This is a genomic window from Methylomonas sp. MS20, assembly GCF_050275925.1.
Lineage (GTDB): Bacteria > Pseudomonadota > Gammaproteobacteria > Methylococcales > Methylomonadaceae > Methylomonas > Methylomonas koyamae_A.
In genome coordinates this window covers 3,054,421-3,076,244 of record NZ_CP189962.1, presented here as the reverse complement: position 1 = coordinate 3,076,244, position 21,824 = coordinate 3,054,421, and the positions used below count along the sequence as shown (strand labels likewise).

Here is a 21,824-nt window from a genome sequence, read left to right as displayed (position 1 = left end):
TCACTCCGGATTGACTACGTCGCGACGTTGGCGCGCCCGGAATTCCAAATACTTATCAGGAGATCAACATGAAACACTTTTTGACCTTAAGCAGCGCAACATTGGCTTTGACTTTGGCGGCGTCCGCCCAGGCCTACGACGGTACCAAATGTAAGGAAGCCGGTAACTGCTGGGAACCGAAACCGGGTTATCCCGCGCAAGTGGCCGGTAGCAAATACGACCCGAAACACGATGTCAACGAACTGAACAAGCAAAGTCAATCGATCAAGGAAATGGAGGCCCGCAACGCCAAACGCAGCGAAATTCTGGCCAAAACCGGCAAGTTCGTCTACGACGTCGAAGGTCAATAAGCCCGAGCAAGACGGTTAAAAGCCGCTTGGCGACCGCGAACGGATCGCCAGTGTTTTTTCGACCAAGGCAGGCGGCGAACACCGAGGTGTTCGCGCGGGCGTCGTCACCAGGCCCTTAGGACGCCGCCAGGGAAGGCGGCAACCCTAGAGACCAGTCTAACGGAATAGGCTTGGACCGCTGGACTTGCGGCAAGGGTAGGCCGTGCGTTTGGCCCAAGATAAGACTGAAGCTCACGGCTCCGGGCACCGCCCGGAGTTTTTTTGCCTATATGCCCGTAACGGGCCAAGCTAAACATGATCACCGAACATACGCTAGCTAGCCGGCGCGACGATGCGCTGGCGCTGGAAAACCAGATAAACCGGATTGTCGTCGGCCAGCGGACGGCGGTGCGCAATCTCCTGATCGCGGTATTCGCTCGCGGTCACGTGCTGCTGGAAGGTCAAGTCGGCGTTGGCAAGACCACGCTACTGCGTACCGTCGCGCAGGGACTGGGCGGTCGCTATCAGCGCATCGAAGGTACCATCGATTTGATGCCCGCCGATTTGATTTACTACACCTACCTGAACCAGGACGGCCGGCCTTGCGTGGATCCCGGTCCGCTGCTCAAGCAAGGCGAGCAGTTATCGGTGTTTTTCTTCAACGAAATCAATCGAGCCCGGCCGCAAGTGCATTCGCTGCTGTTGCGGGTCATGGCCGAGCGCGCGGTTGGCGCGTTCAACCGCGAATACCGGATGCCGCACATGTTGGTATTCGCCGATCGCAACCGGGTGGAACGCGAAGAAACTTTCGAATTGCCGGCGGCGGCGCGCGACCGGTTCCTGATGGAAATCAACATCGCCGCGCCCAGCGACGATGCGGTATTGGACGAATTGATGTTCGATCCGCGCTTTCACGATGTCGACGCCTTAATCGCCGGCATGGCGGAGTCCGGTATCGGCTATCAAAACCTGAACGCGCTGGGCGAGGCGATTCAACAACGCGTTCAAACCAGTCCGGCGCTACGCAAATACGCGCTGGATCTGGCCAAGGCCAGCGGCGATCCCAAGGCGTACGGGATTAGTTTGAGCGATGTCGAGATGGAGCGCTTGCTGCACGCCGGTGTCAGTCCGCGCGGCATGAGTTATCTGATCCGCGCCGCCAAGGTTCGGGCTTGGCTGGAACAGCGCGACAGCTTGTGGCCCGAGGATATCCAGGCGGTGTTCGCGCCGACGATGAGTCACCGCTTGTTCTTGAATCCGATCTACGCCTACCGTCACGACGAGCTGTTGCCGGCCTTGGTCGGCGAAATCCTCAATCACATCGCAGCACCTTGAGTCCCATGAACTGGAAAACTTTGTTACGCGCCATGATTCCGCACGCCGGACTCGGCCATTTATTGGAAACCTATTTGACTTGGTCGGGCGTCGGCATCATCAGCTCGTTTATCGCCAGCGCCCTGGATGCTTATTCCGACATTCCCTACGCGGCCTACTACACCAGCGCGTTGAATGACGCGGTCGGTTTCAAATTCTGGATTTTGTTGTCGGTGATTGGCGTTCTGCTGTTCTGCCTCAGTGTGCCGGTGCTGTATCTGGCGCTACGTTTTCCCGGATTGGCCGGGTTTTCGGCGCGGATGCGCCGCTTTACCTATACCTTTTTTTTGGTGGCCTTCGACGAAGGGGCATTGATGATCGGCATCTTGACCGCGAATTTTGTCGATACTAACGAGCGAATTTCCCTGCTCGCCAGCAAGTCGTTCTTATTCAGCGATGTCGGATTTTTTACGATTGTGGCGCTGTTAATTCTGGATTCCCTATTGTGGCTGGTCGGCGAGGCTATTTATAGCCGTAATGAGCGCGGTTACTCCGGCGTCGTCGAACTGCTGGTCAACGCGCCGCTGAAATATTCGCTGCCCGGTTACTGCCTGGTCACCGGTTTGGTGGTTCAGGTCATCGTGTCGCAATAGCTGCCGGCGGAGCCGATCCTTCCTACATGCCGATCCAAGTCCACCGCTAGCTGCATCGAGTTTCATGGCGATCAATATCGAACCTTTCCAATACCGCTTGTCGGGTCCGGCTGTTCAAGTCTATCCCGGAGCGCACCCAGGGCAGATGGTCGGCAACGGACAATTGTTCAAGCGGCACGAAGCCCTGATCGCGAGGCCGGACCCCCGACGGATAGACCTGCGCGCCAGTCTGCTAGACCCGTTTGGCCAGTACCGGGTTAAGGCGCATCAGGAGCATAGCCGGGTCGAAGTCATGGTGCTGGCCGACTTGTCGGCCTCGATGGCTTTCGTCGGCCGGCGCGATAAACGCCGAACGATCGTCGAAATATTACTGGCGATCGTCGAATCCGCCCATGTCGCCGGAGATCGGGTGGGCTTCGCCGGGTTCGGCGCTGCCGATAGGCCCTTGGTGTTTCAACCGCCCGGATCGATAGACCTCGGCGGCGTGGATCGTTGGCTGGAGGCCGTGTCTCGACTTAAGTTAAAGCCGGGGTGCGCTGGCTTGTGGCGGGCGCGAGCCTATCTGCCGGCTCGACGTTCCCTGGTGTTTTTGATCGGCGATGGTCATTGGCCGCTGGTTCGCTTGCCCGCGTTGCTGGCGAGTCTGGGCCGTCACGAATTGGTGCCCTTGCTACTCTGGGACGAACAGGAATATCTGACCATGCCGGATTGGGGCTTGTTGGTCTGGCAAGATCTGGAAACCGGGCGTCGCCGCCGCGTGTGGATGCGGCCGGCATTGAAACGTCGTATCGAAACCGCCTATCAGCAACGCCGTCGGCAACTGCAGCACGCATTCCGGGCCTTCGGTCACGAGCCGATGTTTATCGAGCAAGGGTACCGGGCCGAGCAATTCAACCAGTACTTTCTAGCACGGGCGGCATGATGCGCGGGTCGAGTAACCTATGCCGCCAAGAAGGCCGGCCTTGTTCGCCGGCGTCGGCGCTTGCCGAACGTCGGCGAGCCGTCGTTTACTGGATTCGTGCCGGGGTATTGAGCTTGATCGCCGGATTATTGGCGGCATGCTCCGCCGCGCCGATCCGGCCGGTCAGCGCATGGCGGGTGGAGACGCCGCGGCCTTTCGGCTACCAAATCGGCGATACGATACCGATGCGGATCACCGTGCAGATCCGCTCCGGCGTGGTATTGCACGCGGATAGCCTGCCCAAGCCCGGACCAATGAACCGATGGTTGCATCTGCGCCAAGCGGAAGTCGAACCGTCGGGCGACGACGAATATCGGGTGAATTTGGAATATCAGGTGTTCTACGCGCCGCTGGAGGTCAAGGCGCTGACGATTCCGGGTTTCCCGTTGCGTTTCAGTCAGCACGGGCAAAGCCTCGAACAGCGAGTCCCGGACTGGCAATTTACCGTGGCGCCGCTACGCGAGTTGATTGCTCGACAGGATGAAGCCGGTGAGTATCTGCGCCCCGATCAGCCGCCGGCGCCAATCTCGGGCGCCGATGTTCTGCGTAATATGCTAGTCGCGGGTCTGGCGGCGCTGGCGCTTGGCTTACGGCTGGCTTGGCAATACGGCTATTTGCCGGGACTGCCCCGGCGTAGCCTATTCAAGCGCGCCAGTCGGCAATTGCGCGGCCTGCGGGCCGTGCAAATGGCCGAAGCGCTGACGGTCATGCACGGCGCGTTGAATCGCTTGCACGGCGGACCGCTATTCGGGCACCGACTGGAAGATTTTTTCGGAGCCCACCCGCATTACCGGTCGTTGCAAGGCGAATTGAGCTGGTTCTTCGACTATTCCAACCGGTTTTTCTTTGCCGACCAGACGGCCGCGACCGACGACGCGATCGAGCGCTTACGCCGACTCTGCGGCCAGTGTCGAGATGTCGAACGGGGCGCCCGATGAATTTGGCTGTCGAACAGGTCTGGCCGCTGGCCGGTTTAGTACTATGCGCGTTGCCGCTGTGGCGTTTGGGCATGCGTGTCGGCGAACATCCGGCGCTGGACTTGCTGCCGGCCGATCCGTTCTCGAATTTGGTAGACGCGTTGCTCCGTCTGCTCGGCGCGTTGACGATCGCGGCGCTGGTGTTGGGTTTGGCTGGGCCGTATCGCAAGGAGCAGCAGGTGGAGCGCATCGGTCACGGCGCCCACATCGTGTTGTTGCTGGATCGCAGCAATAGCATGGACAACACGTTCGCCGGCAAGGCACCCGACGTCGGGCATCTCAACGGGGGGAGCGGCGAAGAATCGAAGGCGGCGGCGGCCCGCCGATTGCTGACCCAGTTTGTCGATCATCGCGATCACGATTTGATCGGCGTCGCGGCCTACAGTACTTCGCCGTTGTTCGTGATGCCGTTGACCGAAAACAAACCGGCGGTGCGGGCGGCGATCGCCGCGACGGCCCAGCCGGCGCTGGCCTATACCAACGTCAGCAAGGGCTTGGCCTTGGCGTTATCGTATTTCGACGACCAGCCGGTATCGGGTTCCCGCATCGTTTTGTTGGTCTCGGACGGAGCGGCGGTGATAGACCCGGACAGCGAGGCCAAATTGCGCCAGTTGTTCAAGCAGCGTCAAGTGCGCTTGTACTGGGTGTTTTTGCGCACCGCAAACAGTCCGGGATTGTTCGAGATGCCGACCGATCCGCGCGACGATAACGCTCAAGCCATGCCCGAACGCTATTTACATTTATTTTTTTCCAGCCTGAATATTCCCTATCAAGCTTACGAAGCCGAAAATCCCGGTGCGATGCGTCAGGCGATAGACGATATCAATCGTTTGGAGCATCGCCCCTTGCACTATTTCGAACGGATTCCCAAGCAGGATTTAACGCCGCTGTGCTACCGAGTCGCCGCCGGGCTAGCGGCTTTGCTGATAGGCGCCAAACTTTGCGAGGTCAAATACTGATGCGCGGTCTCACACACGGTTTGCTCTGGGCGGGCTTGCTGACCGCACTGTTGGTTGGTTTGGTACAAGGAGCCCGTCTCTATCGGCTGGCCGGCCAAAACCAATTGATCGAGCAATTGCTGGCCGGTCGCGACGTAGAGATCGAAGATCTGGCCGACGCGCCGCCGTCTCTACGGATGGCGAGAGCGGTGTATTTGCGCAAGGCCGGCCGCTACGACGATGCGTTGGCCACCTTGAACGTCTTGCTGCGGCAGGCCCCGCCGGCCTTGCAGGCACAGGCGCGTTACAATCTGGGGAATTTGTATATGGCGCAGGCGCAGGAAAAGCTACACGCCGGCAATATCAACGATGCGACGCCGTTGGTCGGCTTGGCTAAGCAAGCCTATCGCGACGCACTGATCGCCGAGCCGGGCTACTGGGATGCCAAGTACAATCTGGAAGTGGCGATGCGGCTGTTGCCGGAAATGGATAGGGTCAATAGCGGTCACGAACCGGACGACGGTCGGGAAAAGACCCAGCTGTGGACCACGCTGCCCGGATTTCCGCGCGGTTTGCCATGAGCAGTGCCCAACGCGCACGCCGGGGTCTCGGCGCCGGCCGTCTCATTATGCATCGTTGAATCGCCATGCCCGGACCGAATTTTAGAGACTACCGCTGGTGGCTGTTAGTGCTGGCGCTAATGATGACCGTGCTGGCCGCGACGGGCCCGACTCGACAACGGCAGCGCCCGCTATACCAGTTGATCTTCGTCGTGGATATTACCCGCAGCATGAATGCCGAAGATTATGTGTGGGAAGGGCGAGCCGTCAGCCGGCTGGACTTTGTCAAACACAGTCTGCGCGAGCAACTGCTGGCGTTGCCGTGCCAATCGCGCGTCGGTTTTGGGATATTCACCGAACGCCGATCGGCGCTGTTGTTCGAGCCCATCGAAGTCTGCTCCGGCTTCAACGAAATCGACGCGGCGTTGGCGGCATTGGATTGGCGGATGGCGTGGGCCGCCGATAGCCGGATCGCCGCCGGCCTGGCCAGGACTTTGGAAGATTTCAAAGCACGCGAGGAAACCTTGGTGTTCTTGACCGACGGCCAGGAGGCTCCTCCGCCCAACGCGCGCTACCAGCCCGATCTCGGCGGGTTTCGCGGTCAAGTGCAAGGTGTGATTATCGGCGTCGGCGGCGATAACCCCGCGCCGATTCCCAAATTCGATGCCAACGGCCAGCGCCTGGGTTTTTACAAACCCGAAGACGTGCCGCACCGCTCGACCTTCGGCGAATCCGATCTGAATCCCGAAAAAATTCAAGGCTATGACGCCCGCAATGCGCCGTTCGGTAGCCAAGCGGTGATCGGCGACGAACATATGAGTCGCCTCCACGAAGATTATCTGAGACGCTTGGCTGCGGAAGCTGGATTGAGCTATCAACGTCTGACCGATCCCGGCAGTTTGCGGCCGGCCTTGCAGCAAGCGGCATTCGCCAAACCCGGCGTCGTTTCCGAAGATGTTGCCTGGCAATACGCCGGTCTGGCGCTGTTGGCGCTGGTGGGTGTTTTCGTAAAATAGGTCGGGTAAATATCGGTGACCCAAGCAAAAACTGCCTTGTCGTCGAATTGTGCAGAATTGGGATTGTATCGTTTCCCGATCACGGCGAGGACGCCGAAGAGTTGAGTTCGCTGGCTGACGGGGCAAGGTGTACTGTCAAGAAATCCGGTAAGACCGCCTTTGCCTTTTATGCGCCGGACACGGCGCACCCGTCGTACCAGCGACTTAGTTCGGCGGCGGCAGCACGTAGCGAAATGTTAAATTAATCCTGGGATCGGCGACTTCCGGTGCCGGCGGCAGGCTATGCCGCCAATCGTGTTGAAACGATGGCCGCATCGTCAGTAGCGTGCCGGCATTTAGTCGGGTGCTGCCTTGTTCTCCGCTGCGCTTGTGGCGGTAGGCGAACGTACGGGTGGCGCCCAAACTCAGCGAAGCGATCAACGGTTCGTCTCCCATTTCGCGTTCGTTGTCCGAATGCCAGCCGACGTAGTCGTTGCCGTCGCGGTAGAGATTCACCAGTACTGCGTTGAATTTTGCGTTCAAACGATGCTCGATAGCGGTTCTCAGTTCGGACAATAACGGAGTCCAGGGCCGGGCGACTAGCAGGTTGTTGCTGTAACTGTAACGAATGCCGGGATCGGCGTGCCAAGTTTGCTGTCTCGGCAATTCGAACCAGCGTTCGCCGACTTGGTAACGGTTGTTCGGCCAATCCTGTTCGTCGAGCAAGCGTTTGAGGAGTTGCCGGCAGTCGGCTTGGTCGTAGAATCCTTCGATTAACTCCAGTTCGGGAACGGCGCTCATGCGGCGTTGGTGTCTCCGGCGCGCGAGTTCGCTTGATGGATATGGGCGGCCAACGCGCTATCCATCGTCGCGACATGTAATTTGAACCATTGCGGCAGCCTGTCTTTGACGAAGGCGCGCCCGAACGGAATCAGGCCTTTGTCGATGCGCGACTGAAATTGTTTGAATTCGGCCAAAACGCGCTGGTGTTCGCCTTTGTGTTCGGTTTCCGCCGGGAAGGCGAAGGTTTGCATCAATTGGTTTTCCAGCTCGAAGTGCTGTTCGGTATGGTGATAGAGTTCGCGGAACAGGGCGGGAAATTCGTTATTGTCCGCGCTATCCAACTGATTTACCAACGCGATGAAGGATTGATGGTCGTGATCGATAGCATCGTATCCAACCAGGGCCGTTTCGGCCGCCGAAAGTAAGGTCATGTCGTCCACCCAAACGATAGTTGATGTTTACGCAACGGATTTCTTATCGAGATTTTGAAGCAGATTTTATGCCCGACACAGAAGGTGCCGTCAGCGTGACCCGACCAAGGGGTGGCAGCGGCGCCGGGCGCCAAACTGCCACATCAAGGTCGATCAATATTAGCCTTTGCCGGGTAACATACCGACCGTGCCGGGTTTGATACGTTTACAACTGACGACAATGTCTTCCTGGTGACAGCGTTTTAAATCGGCTTGGTTTCCGCAACTGTCGCAAACGGTGTTACCCGCGGTTTTGATTTCTTCGACGTGCCAACCGTAACCTTGGGTTTGGCAGAACTTCTTGCTGAAGCGTTCGATGTTATAGGGTTTGGCCGCGGCGTCGCGCGCCTTGGGTTCGGCGTCGCAATGCGCCGGTGCCAGACTATTGGCCATCAGGTCGCGATAAATATATTCGGTGGCTTGCAGCGGTGTGTTGATCAACATGGTCAGCAGCAAACTTAACATAAACGGAAATTTGCGCATGTTCAGTCCTCCCGGTTGGCGATGACGCGGATATTCATTAAACGGTGTTCCTCGTTGATTTGGTCCTTGATGGGGGCGAATTTTTCGTTTTCGTTCAGCTTGACCGCCAATATCGCGCCGACGACCACGACGACCGTCACGACAACATACAGTACGAAATGATCTTTCTCTTGGTGTACTTCACTCATGGTTTACCTCTTATTTTCGGCGATGGCCGAAGTCGGGTCTAGTAAGAATGGAAGCCGGTATTGTCGGCCAACTTCGGCCGGGAACTCGATTTCCGGTTTCGCTACCGGCGGACGCCGGACAAGAGGAATAGGCCGGATGGTTGGTGGATCTGTGCCGGAAGGTCGGGCGCGGCCGAGGGCAAGAGCCGCGCGCAACCAACAATTTAAAAACCGCGTGATCGGCGTCCGTTATTGGTAGCGAATCGAAACAATATAACAAGCGGCCGGACTTGTCAAACAAATATCGTTTCAATATTAATAATGGGCGTCGTCGCTTCGGGGCGTGCGATCCAAGGACGAAGAGTAGGCCGCCGATTCAGGACGACCAGGGGGCCTGCGACCGGCCGGTCAATGGCTGGTGGTTAGCCGAATCATGTTTTGGGCCGTGAGTGTAAACCGCGATCACTCCGGGGTGGCTTTGCGGTCCAGATAACTGTCCTTGAGTTTGACGTAGTGCGACGCGGAGTAGGCCAAAAAGATCTTCTCGTCGTCGGTTAGCGCGCGAGCGGCCTTGGCGGGTACGCCGATGTACAGATATCCGCCTTCCAATTTTTTACCCGGCGGCACTAGCGCGCCGGCACCCAGCATGCTGTAGTCGCCGAGCACCGCCCCGTCCATGATGATGGCGCCAATGCCGATCAGGCAATAATTGCCTATCGTGCAACCGTGAATAACCGCGCGATGACCGATCGTGACGGACTCGCCTATCCTTAGGGGATAGCCGCTCGGCGAATAGTCGCCGGCGTGCGACACGTGCAAGATGGAGCCGTCTTGAACATTGCTGGCATTACCGATGCAAATTTTCTCCACGTCGCCGCGCAAGACTGCGGTTGGCCAGACCGAAACGTCGTCGCCCAATTCTACGCTACCGATGACGACGGCGGTTTCGTCGATCAGGACACGCTCGCCGAGCTTGGGTTTGCTGGATTGATAGGTTCTGATTGCCACGTGAACTCCTGTTCTTTGCCATAATTGCCAAAATGTTACGCAATTGCACGATGCCGCGCCAGTACTGAAAGGAAGCTTGGTGGGCGTGGAACTTTATTTTCAAAAGTGGCGGCATGGTCGATGACGTCGGAGCGGACTTTATAGGGAACCGAAAATGGCGAAATGTAGCGCGTGTTCCGCGCCGTTGGCGGCGAATAGTCAGATTTGCCGGTATTGCGGCGTGCGCAATGATATCGATCTATCGGGCAAGTATGATTTCAGCCCGATTGGGACTCAGACCTCGAGAATTTGTCCGGTGTGCGACACCCCGTTGCAAACCGTGGCACTGGAAGGCGAACAGGTTTTGCAACTCGAACGCTGCGGGACTTGTTATGGCTTGTTTTTCGATCCGGGGGAAATCGAAACTTTGTTGGCGCGGACGGCCGGATCGACATTGGCTGTCGATCGGGCCTGGTTGGACGGCATTAACCGCGAGCGCTATTCGGCGGACGCGCGCGTCCGTTACTTAAAATGTCCGGTATGCCGAGTGTTGATGAACCGGGTACTGTACGGTTACCGCAGCGGCGTCGTAGTGGATCGTTGCGCGAGTCACGGCGTATGGCTGGACGGCGGTCAAATCAGTCATTTGCTGGAGTGGCAGCGGGCGGGAGGTCGAATGTTGGCGAACAAGCGTCCGGTGGCCAAGCGGCAATCCGCCGCCAATGCTAAATCGGCAACACTTTCTACCATGAAAGCGGCGCGTGATGGCGACTCACGCGATTGGTTGGCGGTCGCCGAATTGTTGGCGAATTTGTTGTCTTAAGCGGCCGACGGTGTGGTCGGAGCGGGATTCCAGTACGGATCCGCTTTCAAATGAATCGCCAGCTGCGCTTGCAGGCGGGCATAAATCTCGGGAAATTCCGACGCTACATCCCGATAGGCGTCGGTTTCCAAATCGTAGAGTTGGTACACCGGGCCGCGGTGGGTCGCGATGCAAATCAATTTCCAGCGGTCGTCTTGTATCGAACGGCTCTTCGCTTGGATAACGGTTGGATAATACTTGGCGTTGATGACCAATGTGCCGGCTTGCTGGTCGGGGATGTCCAACAATTCGACGATGTTGGGGTAAAGGATTTGCTCGGGATGCAGGCCCGGCACCTTGCCGAGCCAAATTCCGGTTTCCTGATAGGCGTATAGATTGGGCGATCGGTTTTCAAGAATGTAGGGCATCAGGTTGGTGCCCGGCAAATGCTCCGGAACGTCCAGCTTCAACCAGCCAAGCAATGTCGGCATCACATCCACGGCGCGGCAAACCGGCTCGAACTTGACGCCTTTCGGCATGCCGGGGCCTTTCATGACCAGCGGGATGCGGCCGCTTGGATCCTTGCCTAACAGCGTGTTGCCTTGCCCCCAACAGCCGGTCTCGAAAAAATCGGCGCCGTGGTCGCTGTAAATCACAATCAGCGTGTTTTCGGACAAACCCGATTGTTCGATAAAATCAACGATTTTGCCGACCTCGTCGTCGAATTGTCTGACGCAGCTGTCGTAGAGATTGATGATCTGCGGTACGTCGAAATAATCCGAACCTCTCTGCTGTTTATCGACGATTTCGCAAGGCGTGGCGAGTTTGGTCATGATGAATTTCGACTCGCCTCGGTAATTCTCAGGTGTGAATAACTTGTAATAGGGGTAATCGCAGGTAAACGGAACGTGCGTGGTCGAGGTAAACAGATTCAGAAAAAACGGGCGCTCCTCTCGCGCCGCCGACGCAATAAATTGGCGGCATTCCCGGCCTAGCTTACCGGTCAGCGGCATACCGGCCAGATAATACAACTCTGGCAGGTACTTTTTTCCCAGTGAATTGTTGGTAAACAACGATAAAAAACCGCGAATGACGGACGGTCCTTGTCTGAACAACAACTTGAGATTCCACTGATCTTCGGGCAACGATACGGTTTCGAATCCGAAGTCTATTTTCCCGAAGTCCGCGCCGGCCCAGTCGGAAACCGCTAGGGTCGAATAGCCTTGGGCTTTTAAGCACTGCACTAAACTTGGATAAGGTAGCCGGCATTCCTCCGCGGACGGGTAGTTGTCGCGAATGCCATGTTGGTAGGGCCATAAACCCGAAAACAACGACGCGACACTGGGCGCCGTTCTAGCCACCGGGGTTATACAGTTTCCAAGTAACACGCCGTCGGCGCACAACTTGTCGATATTCGGTGTCAGATTTCTGCGATAGCGATAAGCGCCAAGGCGGTCGCAACGCAAGGTGTCGGCACCGATCATGACAATGTTCGGGAAGGACGGTGATTTTGGTTTGGATTCGAGCGGCGCGGGTTCCTTGACCCTAATACTGATCGCTAACCAACCGTATATAAGGTTGATCGCGAAAATATAAACGGTTTCCGGAAGAGCCGCTGAAAACAAGTTCAAGCCTGATATTGTCACCCAAACGAAGATGCCAGCGAATTTGATTGATTTCAATATTGCAGGCGTCAATGCGTCGTGCAGTCCATATAGCCTGGAAAAACGATACTGAAACGATAATTGAATCGCGCCTGGAGAAAATAATAATTGGTAACAAAAGAAATATCCAATCACAAGAGCACTCGAGCATAAGCCGAAAAAAAATGCTGTCGAGGTTTTGAATTCGATATTCAATAGTAGAGCGCAACTTTGCCAGAATATAGGACCCGGCAACGCCGTCAATAGAAATATCACGTAACACCAAAGGGCTAAGCGAAGACCGGCATAAACCATGTGCCAGCGAAATTTCCGTTCAACTTCCTCCGGAATTCCAGGGCCGGTTCGCGAATAGTTGTGCCAGGTTTGGCTGATTAAAGCGACCATGCCAAATAACGAGGAAAGGCAAGCGGAGTAGAGGAGCTGGGCGACAGTTTCCATTAAAATGCGCTACGGCCGAGTTAAATTTAGTAAGCGGGGATTCGTTTATGTTTCTTAAGCCCCGAATTGGTCGCGGATATTTGCGCCAGCTCCTCCAGAGCGAATTTTTTGATTAGCACGGCAATGAAAACTAAATGATAAAGTAAATCCCAATACGACAAGCCTAAAAATAAAGTTCCGATCATATAGCAGATCAGAGATGCCCTAAGCATCAGACAGTAATATCCGACCCATTCCAGTTCCGGGATGCCTTTGGTTTTTCGCATGAGCAGCGTTAGGTTGACTAACGAGCCAGCCAACAGCGAGAACCACAAGCCAAACGCCACAAAACCGTGCTCGGCTAGGATTTCCACGTAAGAACTGTGCCAATCGCGTAAGGTCACGAACTTCCACCCTTCAAAACCGCAACCGGTAAACGGATGACTTACCGCATAATTCCAGCCGTCGGTCCAGGCAACGATGCGGCCCATGGCCGATTGATCTTCTTCATAGCTTTCCATGGTATGCATACGTCCGAACCATTCATCCGGTAAATAATCCTTAACGAAAAATACCCCGACGAAAACCAGTGGAATCGTTAAATATTTCCGTCCTGAGTTTGAAATCAAGATGAACGTCAATGCAATCATTGTCAATAACGCGCCGCGAGACCAAGAGGATAAAGCGGCCGCGTAAATAACCGGTACCGAAAATAAAGTAACTCTCTTCAATAATTCATTTTTGAGTTCGCGTCGAAAGATTAATAATAATGGAATAACCATTAGCATTGCTATCGCGAATTGATTGTTGTCTTCGAATTGAGTACCTGGTGGACCGTAAACTCGATGAGAAAACCCTTTGGCTATCGCGAATATTCCTCCTTTGACGGCTACAATGCCGATAGAAATACCAATAGTCGATATCAGGTAGTACAATTTAGTTCTTGTGTTGATTAGAGTCAGTGTAAAGTAAAACGGTATATATATTTTTGTGACAAACCAGAAGCGGGACCAAGCAATATCTTGAAGCGGCGACTGAGTCGTCGTAAACATGAAATACACCCATAATAAGAAGAAGACGGTGACTCTCCAGTCTTTGGGTATCGGTTGCTTATCTTTGGTGGTAAATGTACTGATTACGACAACCAAAAATAAAATCATGTAAACCGGTAAGGTACGTACGAAGCCCCAAGCATAGGCATGAGGATTCATGTAACTGAAAATCGCCAGTGACAAAACGCCCCACCAAGGCCGTTTGATAGCGGCTACAATGCAGCCTGAAAGAAAGATAAGTACAACGATGTCGCGCACGTGAGGCCTGTGTGTTGATTAGATCCTATAGTCTGGGTTTTCTTTCCATCGACTAAAGTAACCGCATATTTGCCCAAGTGCATGTGTGAAATTCATGCATTTCCTTAATTCAAGTTTTTGGTTCTTTAATGCCAAAGTTAGCCACAAAAAAAATAATTTTAATGCCTGACTAAATAGAAATAGAGGAACTCCAAAAAAATTGCGTTTATATTTAATTCCGCAATTATAGGCGCTTCTAAAGCCGGAGCTAAAATGTAATTTTAGGAAGTAGCTAGGCTTCAACCGCCAAGGTTCGACGGAATGTAGAACCGTCATATCTGGGCGGTAGCGGATTTTCATAGCGGAATTCAGAAGGAGGCCGAACATCATAACATCTTCACCGCCACCGATTGCTTTTCCCTGCCTGTCGTAACGCTTGTCGAACCGTAGATCTGGATTTTCGCGGAATATTTTCATGTCGTATGCGATATTCGCAGTCCATAACGGTGTGTCCTTACTTGTCACCCAAAACGGCGCTTCACCGTAATCAGTGGCGGCGAGAAAGCCAAGTAATTCGTCTCCGAGCCATTTTGGCCGTCGTTGACCAGTGAAGTCGACCACCACTTTCCCTCCGGCAACTTGAGCACCTTCGTTGCAGATGGCGTCGGTAGCAGCGTATAGCAGTCCGGGTAATGGAATTTCATCATCGTCGATAAATACCATTATGTCAGAACTCATCGCTTCAATTAAACAGCGGTTGCGGGCCGCGACGATGCCTTGTTCAGTTTCGGTAACCCATCGAAGCGTAGCTCCTGGGTTTGTCGACAATTCGGCTAGTTCAAGTTCGGTGTGGTCGGTACTGTTGTTGTTAACGACTAAAATTTCGTAAGGGATAGGGCATTCTTGCTCCCGAATAGCATCCACTAATTTTCGAAGCCGATCGGCCCGATTGTAGCTGCACATGGCATAAGTTAGTTTTAGTTTTGGATCCATTTGTTCGACATAGCGAAAATGATTTAAGGAAGCTCGTAACGGATATCTTTTGGGTCTTTAGCAACTCCGGTAGAGAGTGTAGACAAAAAATATTTTTATCGCCATGAAACTAAAAGATGATCCGGCGGTTGACCGCCTACCTGGACGCGATGGGCTTTAAAATCAATGGGTTGTTAATTGGTTGCCGATGCCACTGACGCTGGTTCATTTGCAGAAATGCAGAAGGAAAATCACTCGGACTTTACTAATCCGAGTCGATCTAGGAGCCTGTCGGAATAATAACGCATCACTTTCGGCCAAGAGACATCATTATCGGCAAAAGACAGTTTTCGCGCTAAAATCTTGTCATCGTCGCCGGAAAAAATGGTAATTCTCCGAATTAACAGCGGATTTGGCTCTAAATGTAGCCATCCTGGCTGAGTAGTACACGCCAAGTTGTATCCCGCCTCCCTCGCGGCGATCAGCGAATCAGTGTTATAACGGCCGAAAGGGTAGGCTAGGCTGGTGACCGAGCTATTTGTCAAAGTTTCTAACAGTTTCTTCGAGTGAATAAGTTCGTCGATTTGCGCGTTTAGGTGGAGGCTTGGTAGTTCTCTATGGCTGCAGGTGTGAGAGCCGATTTCCATGTGGTTGCGATGCATATCCAGAATTTGTTCGTGCGATAGCAAGTCGTTTTGAGGCGATCGGAAAGGTAGCCAGTTTGCGCTGTTGGAGATGTGTTTTGTCGCTATAAACCAAGTCGCCTTCATTTGGTTTTCTAACAAAGGTAAATATGCTCCTAAGTAATTATCGAGATAGCCGTCGTCAAATGTTAGGATGACTGTCTTTTCTGGAAGCGATTTTATATCGAGTAAATCTCTAAATAACGCGGTATGCCAGCCATTTTTTTTAAAGTATTGTATGTGCTTTTTAAACAGGCGAGCCTGTAAGGAATACCGGGAGATAGGTGTCTCTTTCGGTGTTCCGTGATACATTAATACGATGGGGCTAGGATATCGGCTCATATTGATTAATATTTTTATTGGTTTTCGATATTTAACATATTTTTAGTGATTAATATGTGAATGCTTGTGAAATATTCCGAAATTCTGCTGAGTTATCGTGCGCCGATGCTTCTAAAAAGTCTGCTAAAATTAATTGAATGCTTCATGTTTTTATATTGGCTCTTATGAAATTTTATTTTTGGATGTATAGGATTTTAATGATTTTGAGGTGTTATGTCTGATAATCCACTTGTATCAATAATTATGCCGTGCTTCAATGCGGCAAAGTATATTGAAAATACAATTACACGTTTATTCGAGCAAACCTATTCTTGTTTTGAGCTTATTGTGGTTGACGATGGTTCTCGCGACGAAAGTTTGGCAATTTTAAACCGTTTATCCGGCTACTATCCAGCGATATCGGTTGTGACGCAAGCTAACCAAGGGGCTGGTGCCGCGAGGAATGTGGGATTAAAGTTGGCGCGCGGTGAATTTGTGGCTTTTTTGGATGCTGATGATGGTTGGGATGCGGAGTTCTTAAGTGTGATGGTAGCGGAGTTAGTGTCGAATCCCGATGTCGTGCTGGTTTACTGTGGTTGGCAAAATCTAGGGTTGCAGGACAAGTTTTGTCGACCTTATATTCCGGATGATTTTGAACGCAAGGAAAAGATTCTTGAGATTTTGGCTGCTTGTCCTTGGCCAATTCACGCTGCTTTGATTCGTAAGGCTGTTATTGACCAAGTTGGTGGGTTTGATGAATCCTTGACGTCGTGTATGGATTATGATTTGTGGCTGCGCATAGCAATACCGGGGCTTATTCATCGGGTTGAGAAAGTATTGGCCTATTATTTTCACCATGACGGTGATCAGATTACTAAGAATCGGTTAAAAATCGCACTAAATCACTGGCATGTTCAGCAGAAGTTTTTGCGTGCTCATCCGGATGTTGTTAATAAGATTGGGAAAGAACGAGTGGCTGATGTTACTAAGGGGAGATTGTTGCGGCAAGCATATAAAAATTTTTGGGATCGAGATTTGATAACCGCGCAAACTTTGTTTAGGAAGTTGTTATTTTCCGGTTATTTTTGTATTGCCGATTTAAAGTACATGTTGCCCGCTTTACTGCCGTATGGTTTGTATCGCAATTTAATTGTTTTTTTTGATCGAGGCGATCAAAAATAATCGACTGGTACTTCTGCTGAGTTGATTTTATGGTTTTTTATCATAATGGTGGATATTGAATTTTAGTTCTTATGCTGTTTTATATTTTTTAATTCGCAAAAGCCCTTTCCATTTCTCCGCTTCCGATTTTAGCGACTGGATAGGTAGCGCTAGGAACAAAAAAGTGTAAAAGGCGCTACCGGATGTTACTAAACAAAATAGCCGTAATTTTATCTCCAAATTGGGTTGGTATCGATCCAGGGCCCATGCAGTTACGGCGAGTTCGACAAATAATAAGCTATTTAAAATTATTGCGGGTTTCAATGCTGTCAGTAGGTTGTGTAATGAAACTCGAATTTTATTCATAGCTACTAATGTAGCGGTAAGGTGTATAAAAACAATGCCAGGCAACAATGCTAAAGATATTATGGTTAAATCGCCTTGTTTTGTTCCGTACCAACAGCCTGCGCTGATTGTAACCAGGCTAACAAATTGAAGCATTATTTCAGCGCCGAGTGTATTTTGGGCTGCAAGAACGGCTCCAGATGGGTTTCCTATGCATGCGAACATTCTGGATATTGAAATTATTTGGAGTGGAGCGGCGGCCGGCAACCATTTTTCGCCGAAAATGGTTATTATAAATTCTTCCGATGTCCAGAGTAGGCCTACATAAAATGGGAAGGTGTAAGTTGTGACTAAAGTTATGGTCCTTAGGAAGATATATTTACTTTTATCCAGGTTGTCTTGATAGGAGGATAATGCTCTGAAAACTGTATCGTATGCTGATGCGGCAATAAATGAAAATGGGTAGGCGCTTAAGCTTTCGCCTTTGTTAAAAAGTCCTACGCTATATGGGCCCAATGTTTTTCCAATTATAAAATTTGGAGCTTGATTGCGTAGATAAACTAAAATATCGTTTGCGGTAAACTTCGCCCCCATTATACCGAGACTTTTGGCTATTTGGTAATCGTATTTAATGCGCAACGGGAGTCTTGCAAAATAAATTGTAAGGGGAATTATGGTTATAGCGCCGACCAACCCGCCCCATATTAGACTCCATACGCCGTGATTGTAATGAGCAAAAGTTATGCTGGCAATACCGGTTGCTAGTCCGCTTATTATTGCATTTGTGGTTATTATATTAAACTTCATGTCCCTAATTAATTTCGATCTAGGTACATTAAGGAATGGTCTGGTTAGGAAGCTCAAGGCGGATACGCGAATTAGATCCGTATAGATAGGATTGCGCATGTAATCGGCCAAGTACGGAGCAGAATAGTAGAATAACGCATAGATGACGCAGCAGATCAACAATTGGACTGTAAATACAACTTGAAAATGGGCGGCATGTACTTGCTTTGCTTGGATTAGGGCGCCGCCCATGCCAGCGCCTGATATGAATCCCGCCAGTCCCGTGAAGATTTGGATGGCAACTACCAGGCCAAAATCTTCCGGGGTTAATAATCTAGCGAGTATTACACCGAATAAGAACTGACTGGTTTGTTCGGCAAATTTCCCAATTACCACCCAAATGCTGTTTTTTCGGATTTGATCTTTTGGTTGAGTCATTTTGGGGTGTGCTTTTTATTGATTGCAGGTGTGGAAGTTGCTGATAATCAACTAACGGTTCGTATGCTATCGAATCTATTCGATAGATCGTAGTAACAGTTTGGTGGGTATTCCCGAGGTTTAAATTAAACTTATATGTTGGAGAAAAAAATCGTCGGGTCTTTTTTGATTTTTCATTCTAGTGGCTTGCGATATAAGCCTAACGTCTTTAAGTCGGTCTATAAAATCATTTCTCGGCTTTTCCCGAATCATTCTGCTTGGTCGCGCGCTGGTGGGTGGAGAGGTCGCTCACATTGTTTGGTTATCGGCTTGATGAGCCAGTCAAGTGCATGAGACCTGGCTTTCCCCTTATCTAGTCCAACAGGTTCTCCTTGGATCGCGGATCGCTGCCACATTTTAGCCGAAGTTGAGGGGAGCAGGGGTAAGTGAATAACCAAGTACTTTACTAGGTAAATAAATTGGACTAGAATGGTCTCAATTGTGAGGTTTGAATGTTGAAGCTTAGTAAGTTGACCGACTACGCAACCGTGATACTTAGCGTGATCGCGCGGGACCAATCCCGCGTACATGTGGCCTTAGAGCTGTCTAGGGCCACGGGGATTGCGCTGCCCACGGTCAGTAAAATCTTGAAGATATTAACCAAGGCCGGCGTACTTGCTTCCGTTCGAGGTGCGAAAGGCGGCTATTCGTTGGCCAGGGAACCGGAACGGATTTCGGTGGCTACCGTCATCAGTGCCTTGGAGGGGCCGATCGCCTTGACCGAATGTACCGTTTCTCACAAAGGTTGCGATCAAGCCAGCGGTTGTCGGATTCAAGGCAGGTGGCACCTGCTGAACGACCGGATCGCTCAAGCGTTGGAGTCGGTTTCGTTAGCCGACATGATCGTTCCGTTCAAACCGCCCGAAGAAGTCACGATACCCGTGAGTCGTTTATTCCGTTAATTCAGCGAGAGTGCCCATGTCCGCAACCGCCCAAGAAATCGAACAACTGATCAGTCAGGAATACAAGCAAGGCTTCGTCACTGAATTGGAGGTCGACACCTTTCCGCCCGGTCTCGACGAAGACGTGATCCGCAGACTGTCCAAGGTGAAGAACGAACCGGAATTCATGTTGGAATACCGTTTGAAAGCCTTTCGCCACTGGCAAACCATGCCGGCGCCGGATTGGGCTCAGCTCAAGATCGATCCTATCGATTATCAAGCCATCAGCTATTACTCGGCGCCAAAATCCAAAAAGGCCGGACCGAAGTCTCTGGACGAAGTTGACCCGGAATTGTTGGATACCTATAAAAAGCTCGGCATACCGCTCGACGAACAAGAACGTCTGGCCGGCATCGCAGTCGATGCCGTGTTTGACAGCGTATCGGTTGCAACCACGTTTAAAGGCAAGTTGAAAGACGCCGGCGTGATTTTCTGCCCGATTTCCGAAGCGTTGCAAGAACATCCGGACTTGGTTAAGCAATACCTCGGTACCGTGGTGCCGGTTGGCGACAACTTTTTCGCCGCGTTGAATTCAGCGGTATTCACCGACGGGTCTTTCGTTTACATTCCCAAAGGCGTGCGTTGTCCGATGGAGTTATCGACCTATTTCCGGATCAATGCCGCCAACACCGGCCAATTCGAAAGAACCTTGATCATCGCCGACGAAGGCTCGCATGTGTCGTATTTGGAAGGCTGCACCGCACCGATGCGCGACGAAAATCAGCTGCACGCGGCGGTTGTCGAATTGGTCGCGCTGGACAATGCACAAATCAAATATTCCACCGTGCAAAACTGGTATCCGGGCGACAAGGACGGCAAGGGCGGCATCTATAACTTCGTGACTAAGCGCGCCGAGTGTCGCGGTCACAATTCCAAAGTGTCCTGGACCCAGGTGGAAACCGGCTCGGCGATTACTTGGAAATATCCAAGCTGCGTGTTGCTGGGCGACGATTCGGTCGGCGAATTTTATTCGGTGGCTTTGACCAATAATCTGCAGCAAGCCGACACCGGCACCAAGATGATCCATATCGGTAAAAACACCCGCAGCACCATTGTGTCCAAGGGTATTTCCGCCGGTCGGGCACAAAACACCTATCGCGGTTTGGTCAAGGTTGCCAAGTCCGCCGAAAATGCCCGCAATCACACCCAGTGCGACTCGTTGCTGGTCGGCGACCGCTGCGGCGCCCATACCTTTCCTTACGTGGAGGTAAAGCAGCCGACCGCGCAGGTCGAGCATGAAGCTACGACATCCAAAATCAGCGAAGATCAATTGTTCTTCTGTCAGCAGCGCGGTTTGTCCGCCGAAGATGCGGTATCGATGATTGTGAATGGGTTTTGTAAGGAAGTGTTCAAGGAATTGCCGATGGAGTTTGCGGTGGAGGCACAGGCTTTGTTAGGGATTAGTTTGGAAGGGGCGGTTGGTTGATGGCGGAATTGAATACTGACTACTTCGCTCGTTGCATTGCCACTTTGGAACGTGCGCAAGGGTATCTGAGCGAGCGCACCGACGACGAAGCGATGTACGACATTTATCGCGCCGCGTGCGTCAAGGAATTCGAGATTATTCTGGAGCAGTCGGGTAGGTTGCTGAAAAAATGTTTGAAACCCTATTTCGCATCGCCCAAGCAAGTTGACGCGTTAACGTTCAAGGATGTATTTCGCCATGCGGCCAAGCATGGCTTGATTTCGGTGGAGGCTGTCGAACGTTGGTTGCAATATCGGGATAACCGTAACGATACCGCCCACGATTACGGCGAAGGTTTTGCGGAGGAAACCTTGAATCTTTTGCCGCAATTTATTTTCGATGCCAAACAGCTTAACGACGTTATCGCTAAACGGGCATGAATTCGAGCGGATTATTGTTGCGGGAGCAGGATAAGCGCTGCTTATTGCAGTTATTGACCGAGTATCTCCCTGGCGTCAGCGCCTGGGCCTATGGTTCGCGGGTTAATGGCGATGCGCACGACGCCAGCGATTTGGATATTGTTTTGCGTGCGCCTGATTTGAGCAAAATTCCGCTGGAGAAGTTGGAAAGTTTTTTGGAAGCGGTTAGGGAATCGAATATTCCAATTTTGATTGAGGCGCGCGATTGGGCGAGATTGCCGGAGTCGTTTCATCGGGAGATTTTGCGGAATTATGTGGTGTTGGGGGAGTGAGTTTCGGTTTTCGTAGGTTGGGTTTACCCTTAGGGCATAAAAGGCGACAGCCGTAACCCAACACGTCGGCTTTTGTTTTTTAAGGTGTCGCTGTCGCGACGGGTTTTGTTTTAAGTCGGGTTTCGGCCCGACAGCCGAGGTACTTTCGCTACGAAAACCATCCCTGGTTTTCGCCCTGCGGGCCAGCCTATCG

The 21,824-nt window shown here is 52.2% G+C and carries 24 protein-coding genes; 14 read left to right on the top strand and 10 right to left on the bottom strand.

Annotated features, from left to right (window positions below):
* The first annotated feature begins 68 nt into the window (after positions 1–68).
* From ACQE3D_RS13705 to ACQE3D_RS13670, 8 genes are all read left to right on the top strand, one after another.
* Positions 69–350, top strand: coding sequence for a methanol dehydrogenase [cytochrome c] subunit (locus ACQE3D_RS13705; protein WP_064030109.1), 282 nt, complete (start codon positions 69–71; stop codon positions 348–350).
* Positions 351–644: 294 nt separating this feature from the next.
* A complete protein-coding gene (locus tag ACQE3D_RS13700) occupies positions 645–1,664 on the top strand; it encodes an AAA family ATPase (RefSeq protein WP_313730086.1) in 1,020 nt (339 codons plus the stop codon).
* Between the two features lie 5 nt (positions 1,665–1,669).
* On the top strand, positions 1,670–2,296 hold the full coding sequence (locus tag ACQE3D_RS13695) for a hypothetical protein (RefSeq protein ID WP_064030113.1): 627 nt from the start codon (positions 1,670–1,672) through the stop codon (positions 2,294–2,296).
* Between the two features lie 64 nt (positions 2,297–2,360).
* Positions 2,361–3,218, top strand: a complete 858-nt coding sequence (locus tag ACQE3D_RS13690) for a DUF58 domain-containing protein (protein WP_313730087.1) — start codon at positions 2,361–2,363, stop codon at positions 3,216–3,218.
* On the top strand, positions 3,215–4,195 hold the full coding sequence (locus tag ACQE3D_RS13685) for a nonribosomal peptide synthetase MxaA (RefSeq protein WP_427500655.1): 981 nt from the start codon (positions 3,215–3,217) through the stop codon (positions 4,193–4,195). The genes ACQE3D_RS13690 and ACQE3D_RS13685 overlap by 4 nt, the downstream gene beginning before the upstream one ends.
* The gene (locus tag ACQE3D_RS13680; protein WP_313730089.1) at positions 4,192–5,193 is read left to right on the top strand and encodes a vWA domain-containing protein; all 1,002 of its coding nucleotides are present in this window, start codon (positions 4,192–4,194) and stop codon (positions 5,191–5,193) included. The genes ACQE3D_RS13685 and ACQE3D_RS13680 overlap by 4 nt, the downstream gene beginning before the upstream one ends.
* Positions 5,193–5,753 carry an MxaK protein gene (locus ACQE3D_RS13675; protein ID WP_313730090.1) on the top strand — a complete coding sequence of 187 codons (561 nt, stop codon included), beginning with the start codon at positions 5,193–5,195 and terminating at the stop codon, positions 5,751–5,753. Before ACQE3D_RS13680 ends, ACQE3D_RS13675 begins: the two co-directional genes overlap by 1 nt.
* 65 nt (positions 5,754–5,818) lie before the next feature.
* Positions 5,819–6,748: a vWA domain-containing protein gene (locus ACQE3D_RS13670; RefSeq protein ID WP_313730091.1), complete on the top strand. Its 930-nt coding sequence runs from the start codon at positions 5,819–5,821 to the stop codon at positions 6,746–6,748.
* 204 nt (positions 6,749–6,952) lie between these two features.
* Here ACQE3D_RS13670 and ACQE3D_RS13665 read toward each other — a convergent pair whose 3' ends face one another.
* From ACQE3D_RS13665 to ACQE3D_RS13645, 5 genes are all read right to left on the bottom strand, one after another.
* Positions 6,953–7,528, bottom strand: a complete 576-nt coding sequence (locus ACQE3D_RS13665; protein WP_313730092.1) for an alpha-ketoglutarate-dependent dioxygenase AlkB family protein — start codon at positions 7,526–7,528, stop codon at positions 6,953–6,955.
* Positions 7,525–7,941 carry a bacteriohemerythrin gene (locus ACQE3D_RS13660; RefSeq protein WP_313730093.1) on the bottom strand — a complete coding sequence of 139 codons (417 nt, stop codon included), beginning with the start codon at positions 7,939–7,941 and terminating at the stop codon, positions 7,525–7,527. Before ACQE3D_RS13660 ends, ACQE3D_RS13665 begins: the two co-directional genes overlap by 4 nt.
* A gap of 159 nt (positions 7,942–8,100) precedes the next feature.
* Positions 8,101–8,463 (bottom strand): hypothetical protein, encoded by a 363-nt coding sequence (locus tag ACQE3D_RS13655; RefSeq protein WP_231883700.1) that lies wholly within the window; start codon positions 8,461–8,463, stop codon positions 8,101–8,103.
* A 2-nt stretch (positions 8,464–8,465) separates the two neighbouring features.
* Positions 8,466–8,651, bottom strand: a complete 186-nt coding sequence (locus ACQE3D_RS13650) for a hypothetical protein (RefSeq protein WP_064030128.1) — start codon at positions 8,649–8,651, stop codon at positions 8,466–8,468.
* 441 nt (positions 8,652–9,092) lie between these two features.
* Complete coding sequence (locus ACQE3D_RS13645; RefSeq protein WP_064030130.1) at positions 9,093–9,638, bottom strand: gamma carbonic anhydrase family protein; 546 nt, start codon at positions 9,636–9,638, stop codon at positions 9,093–9,095.
* Positions 9,639–9,792: 154 nt separating this feature from the next.
* Here ACQE3D_RS13645 and ACQE3D_RS13640 point away from each other — a divergent pair, with 154 nt between their 5' ends.
* Positions 9,793–10,440, top strand: coding sequence for a zf-TFIIB domain-containing protein (locus ACQE3D_RS13640; RefSeq protein ID WP_313730094.1), 648 nt, complete (start codon positions 9,793–9,795; stop codon positions 10,438–10,440).
* On the opposite strand, the gene ACQE3D_RS13635 is transcribed toward ACQE3D_RS13640, so the two are convergent.
* From ACQE3D_RS13635 to ACQE3D_RS13620, 4 genes are all read right to left on the bottom strand, one after another.
* Positions 10,437–11,903, bottom strand: coding sequence for a sulfatase family protein (locus tag ACQE3D_RS13635; RefSeq protein ID WP_313730095.1), 1,467 nt, complete (start codon positions 11,901–11,903; stop codon positions 10,437–10,439). The two genes, ACQE3D_RS13640 and ACQE3D_RS13635, sit on opposite strands and share 4 nt — an antisense overlap.
* Before the next feature lie 644 nt (positions 11,904–12,547).
* Entirely contained in the window at positions 12,548–13,810 is a 1,263-nt protein-coding gene (locus ACQE3D_RS13630) for a putative O-glycosylation ligase, exosortase A system-associated (RefSeq protein WP_064030136.1), read from the bottom strand.
* 18 nt (positions 13,811–13,828) lie between these two features.
* Positions 13,829–14,782, bottom strand: coding sequence for a glycosyltransferase (locus ACQE3D_RS13625; protein ID WP_281020558.1), 954 nt, complete (start codon positions 14,780–14,782; stop codon positions 13,829–13,831).
* A gap of 230 nt (positions 14,783–15,012) precedes the next feature.
* Positions 15,013–15,756 carry a polysaccharide deacetylase family protein gene (locus ACQE3D_RS13620; RefSeq protein WP_313730096.1) on the bottom strand — a complete coding sequence of 248 codons (744 nt, stop codon included), beginning with the start codon at positions 15,754–15,756 and terminating at the stop codon, positions 15,013–15,015.
* 243 nt (positions 15,757–15,999) lie between these two features.
* Here ACQE3D_RS13620 and ACQE3D_RS13615 point away from each other — a divergent pair, with 243 nt between their 5' ends.
* A complete protein-coding gene (locus tag ACQE3D_RS13615) occupies positions 16,000–16,947 on the top strand; it encodes a glycosyltransferase family 2 protein (protein WP_071158213.1) in 948 nt (315 codons plus the stop codon).
* A 69-nt stretch (positions 16,948–17,016) separates the two neighbouring features.
* Here the strand turns inward: ACQE3D_RS13615 and ACQE3D_RS13610 are convergent, their stop codons facing one another.
* Positions 17,017–18,495 carry a lipopolysaccharide biosynthesis protein gene (locus ACQE3D_RS13610; protein WP_168029306.1) on the bottom strand — a complete coding sequence of 493 codons (1,479 nt, stop codon included), beginning with the start codon at positions 18,493–18,495 and terminating at the stop codon, positions 17,017–17,019.
* A gap of 491 nt (positions 18,496–18,986) precedes the next feature.
* On the opposite strand from ACQE3D_RS13610, the gene ACQE3D_RS13605 reads away from it, so the two are divergent.
* From ACQE3D_RS13605 to ACQE3D_RS13590, 4 genes are read left to right on the top strand one after another with little or no spacing between them, the layout of a single operon-like run.
* Complete coding sequence (locus tag ACQE3D_RS13605) at positions 18,987–19,436, top strand: SUF system Fe-S cluster assembly regulator (protein ID WP_313730097.1); 450 nt, start codon at positions 18,987–18,989, stop codon at positions 19,434–19,436.
* A 16-nt stretch (positions 19,437–19,452) separates the two neighbouring features.
* Complete coding sequence (sufB, locus tag ACQE3D_RS13600) at positions 19,453–20,901, top strand: Fe-S cluster assembly protein SufB (RefSeq protein ID WP_313730098.1); 1,449 nt, start codon at positions 19,453–19,455, stop codon at positions 20,899–20,901.
* Positions 20,901–21,320 carry a nucleotidyltransferase substrate binding protein gene (locus ACQE3D_RS13595; RefSeq protein ID WP_313730099.1) on the top strand — a complete coding sequence of 140 codons (420 nt, stop codon included), beginning with the start codon at positions 20,901–20,903 and terminating at the stop codon, positions 21,318–21,320. Before sufB ends, ACQE3D_RS13595 begins: the two co-directional genes overlap by 1 nt.
* Positions 21,317–21,631: a nucleotidyltransferase domain-containing protein gene (locus ACQE3D_RS13590; protein ID WP_313730100.1), complete on the top strand. Its 315-nt coding sequence runs from the start codon at positions 21,317–21,319 to the stop codon at positions 21,629–21,631. Before ACQE3D_RS13595 ends, ACQE3D_RS13590 begins: the two co-directional genes overlap by 4 nt.
* The last annotated feature ends 193 nt before the right edge of the window (positions 21,632–21,824 follow it).

What these genes read in the sequence shown, in the direction of transcription:
- ACQE3D_RS13635 (WP_313730095.1), bottom strand. Translation starts at nt 11,903, where the DNA reads ATGATCGGTGCCGACACCTTGCGTTGCGACCGCCTTGGCGCTTATCGC.
- ACQE3D_RS13680 (WP_313730089.1), top strand. Translation starts at nt 4,192, where the DNA reads ATGAATTTGGCTGTCGAACAGGTCTGGCCGCTGGCCGGTTTAGTACTA.
- ACQE3D_RS13595 (WP_313730099.1), top strand. Translation starts at nt 20,901, where the DNA reads ATGGCGGAATTGAATACTGACTACTTCGCTCGTTGCATTGCCACTTTG.
- ACQE3D_RS13660 (WP_313730093.1), bottom strand. Translation starts at nt 7,941, where the DNA reads ATGACCTTACTTTCGGCGGCCGAAACGGCCCTGGTTGGATACGATGCT.
- ACQE3D_RS13690 (WP_313730087.1), top strand. Translation starts at nt 2,361, where the DNA reads ATGGCGATCAATATCGAACCTTTCCAATACCGCTTGTCGGGTCCGGCT.
- ACQE3D_RS13610 (WP_168029306.1), bottom strand. Translation starts at nt 18,495, where the DNA reads ATGACTCAACCAAAAGATCAAATCCGAAAAAACAGCATTTGGGTGGTA.
- ACQE3D_RS13705 (WP_064030109.1), top strand. Translation starts at nt 69, where the DNA reads ATGAAACACTTTTTGACCTTAAGCAGCGCAACATTGGCTTTGACTTTG.
- ACQE3D_RS13625 (WP_281020558.1), bottom strand. Translation starts at nt 14,782, where the DNA reads ATGGATCCAAAACTAAAACTAACTTATGCCATGTGCAGCTACAATCGG.
- ACQE3D_RS13700 (WP_313730086.1), top strand. Translation starts at nt 645, where the DNA reads ATGATCACCGAACATACGCTAGCTAGCCGGCGCGACGATGCGCTGGCG.
- ACQE3D_RS13590 (WP_313730100.1), top strand. Translation starts at nt 21,317, where the DNA reads ATGAATTCGAGCGGATTATTGTTGCGGGAGCAGGATAAGCGCTGCTTA.
- sufB (WP_313730098.1), top strand. Translation starts at nt 19,453, where the DNA reads ATGTCCGCAACCGCCCAAGAAATCGAACAACTGATCAGTCAGGAATAC.
- ACQE3D_RS13675 (WP_313730090.1), top strand. Translation starts at nt 5,193, where the DNA reads ATGCGCGGTCTCACACACGGTTTGCTCTGGGCGGGCTTGCTGACCGCA.
- ACQE3D_RS13670 (WP_313730091.1), top strand. Translation starts at nt 5,819, where the DNA reads ATGCCCGGACCGAATTTTAGAGACTACCGCTGGTGGCTGTTAGTGCTG.
- ACQE3D_RS13655 (WP_231883700.1), bottom strand. Translation starts at nt 8,463, where the DNA reads ATGCGCAAATTTCCGTTTATGTTAAGTTTGCTGCTGACCATGTTGATC.
- ACQE3D_RS13620 (WP_313730096.1), bottom strand. Translation starts at nt 15,756, where the DNA reads ATGTATCACGGAACACCGAAAGAGACACCTATCTCCCGGTATTCCTTA.
- ACQE3D_RS13605 (WP_313730097.1), top strand. Translation starts at nt 18,987, where the DNA reads ATGTTGAAGCTTAGTAAGTTGACCGACTACGCAACCGTGATACTTAGC.
- ACQE3D_RS13640 (WP_313730094.1), top strand. Translation starts at nt 9,793, where the DNA reads ATGGCGAAATGTAGCGCGTGTTCCGCGCCGTTGGCGGCGAATAGTCAG.
- ACQE3D_RS13695 (WP_064030113.1), top strand. Translation starts at nt 1,670, where the DNA reads ATGAACTGGAAAACTTTGTTACGCGCCATGATTCCGCACGCCGGACTC.
- ACQE3D_RS13665 (WP_313730092.1), bottom strand. Translation starts at nt 7,528, where the DNA reads ATGAGCGCCGTTCCCGAACTGGAGTTAATCGAAGGATTCTACGACCAA.
- ACQE3D_RS13615 (WP_071158213.1), top strand. Translation starts at nt 16,000, where the DNA reads ATGTCTGATAATCCACTTGTATCAATAATTATGCCGTGCTTCAATGCG.
- ACQE3D_RS13650 (WP_064030128.1), bottom strand. Translation starts at nt 8,651, where the DNA reads ATGAGTGAAGTACACCAAGAGAAAGATCATTTCGTACTGTATGTTGTC.
- ACQE3D_RS13685 (WP_427500655.1), top strand. Translation starts at nt 3,215, where the DNA reads ATGATGCGCGGGTCGAGTAACCTATGCCGCCAAGAAGGCCGGCCTTGT.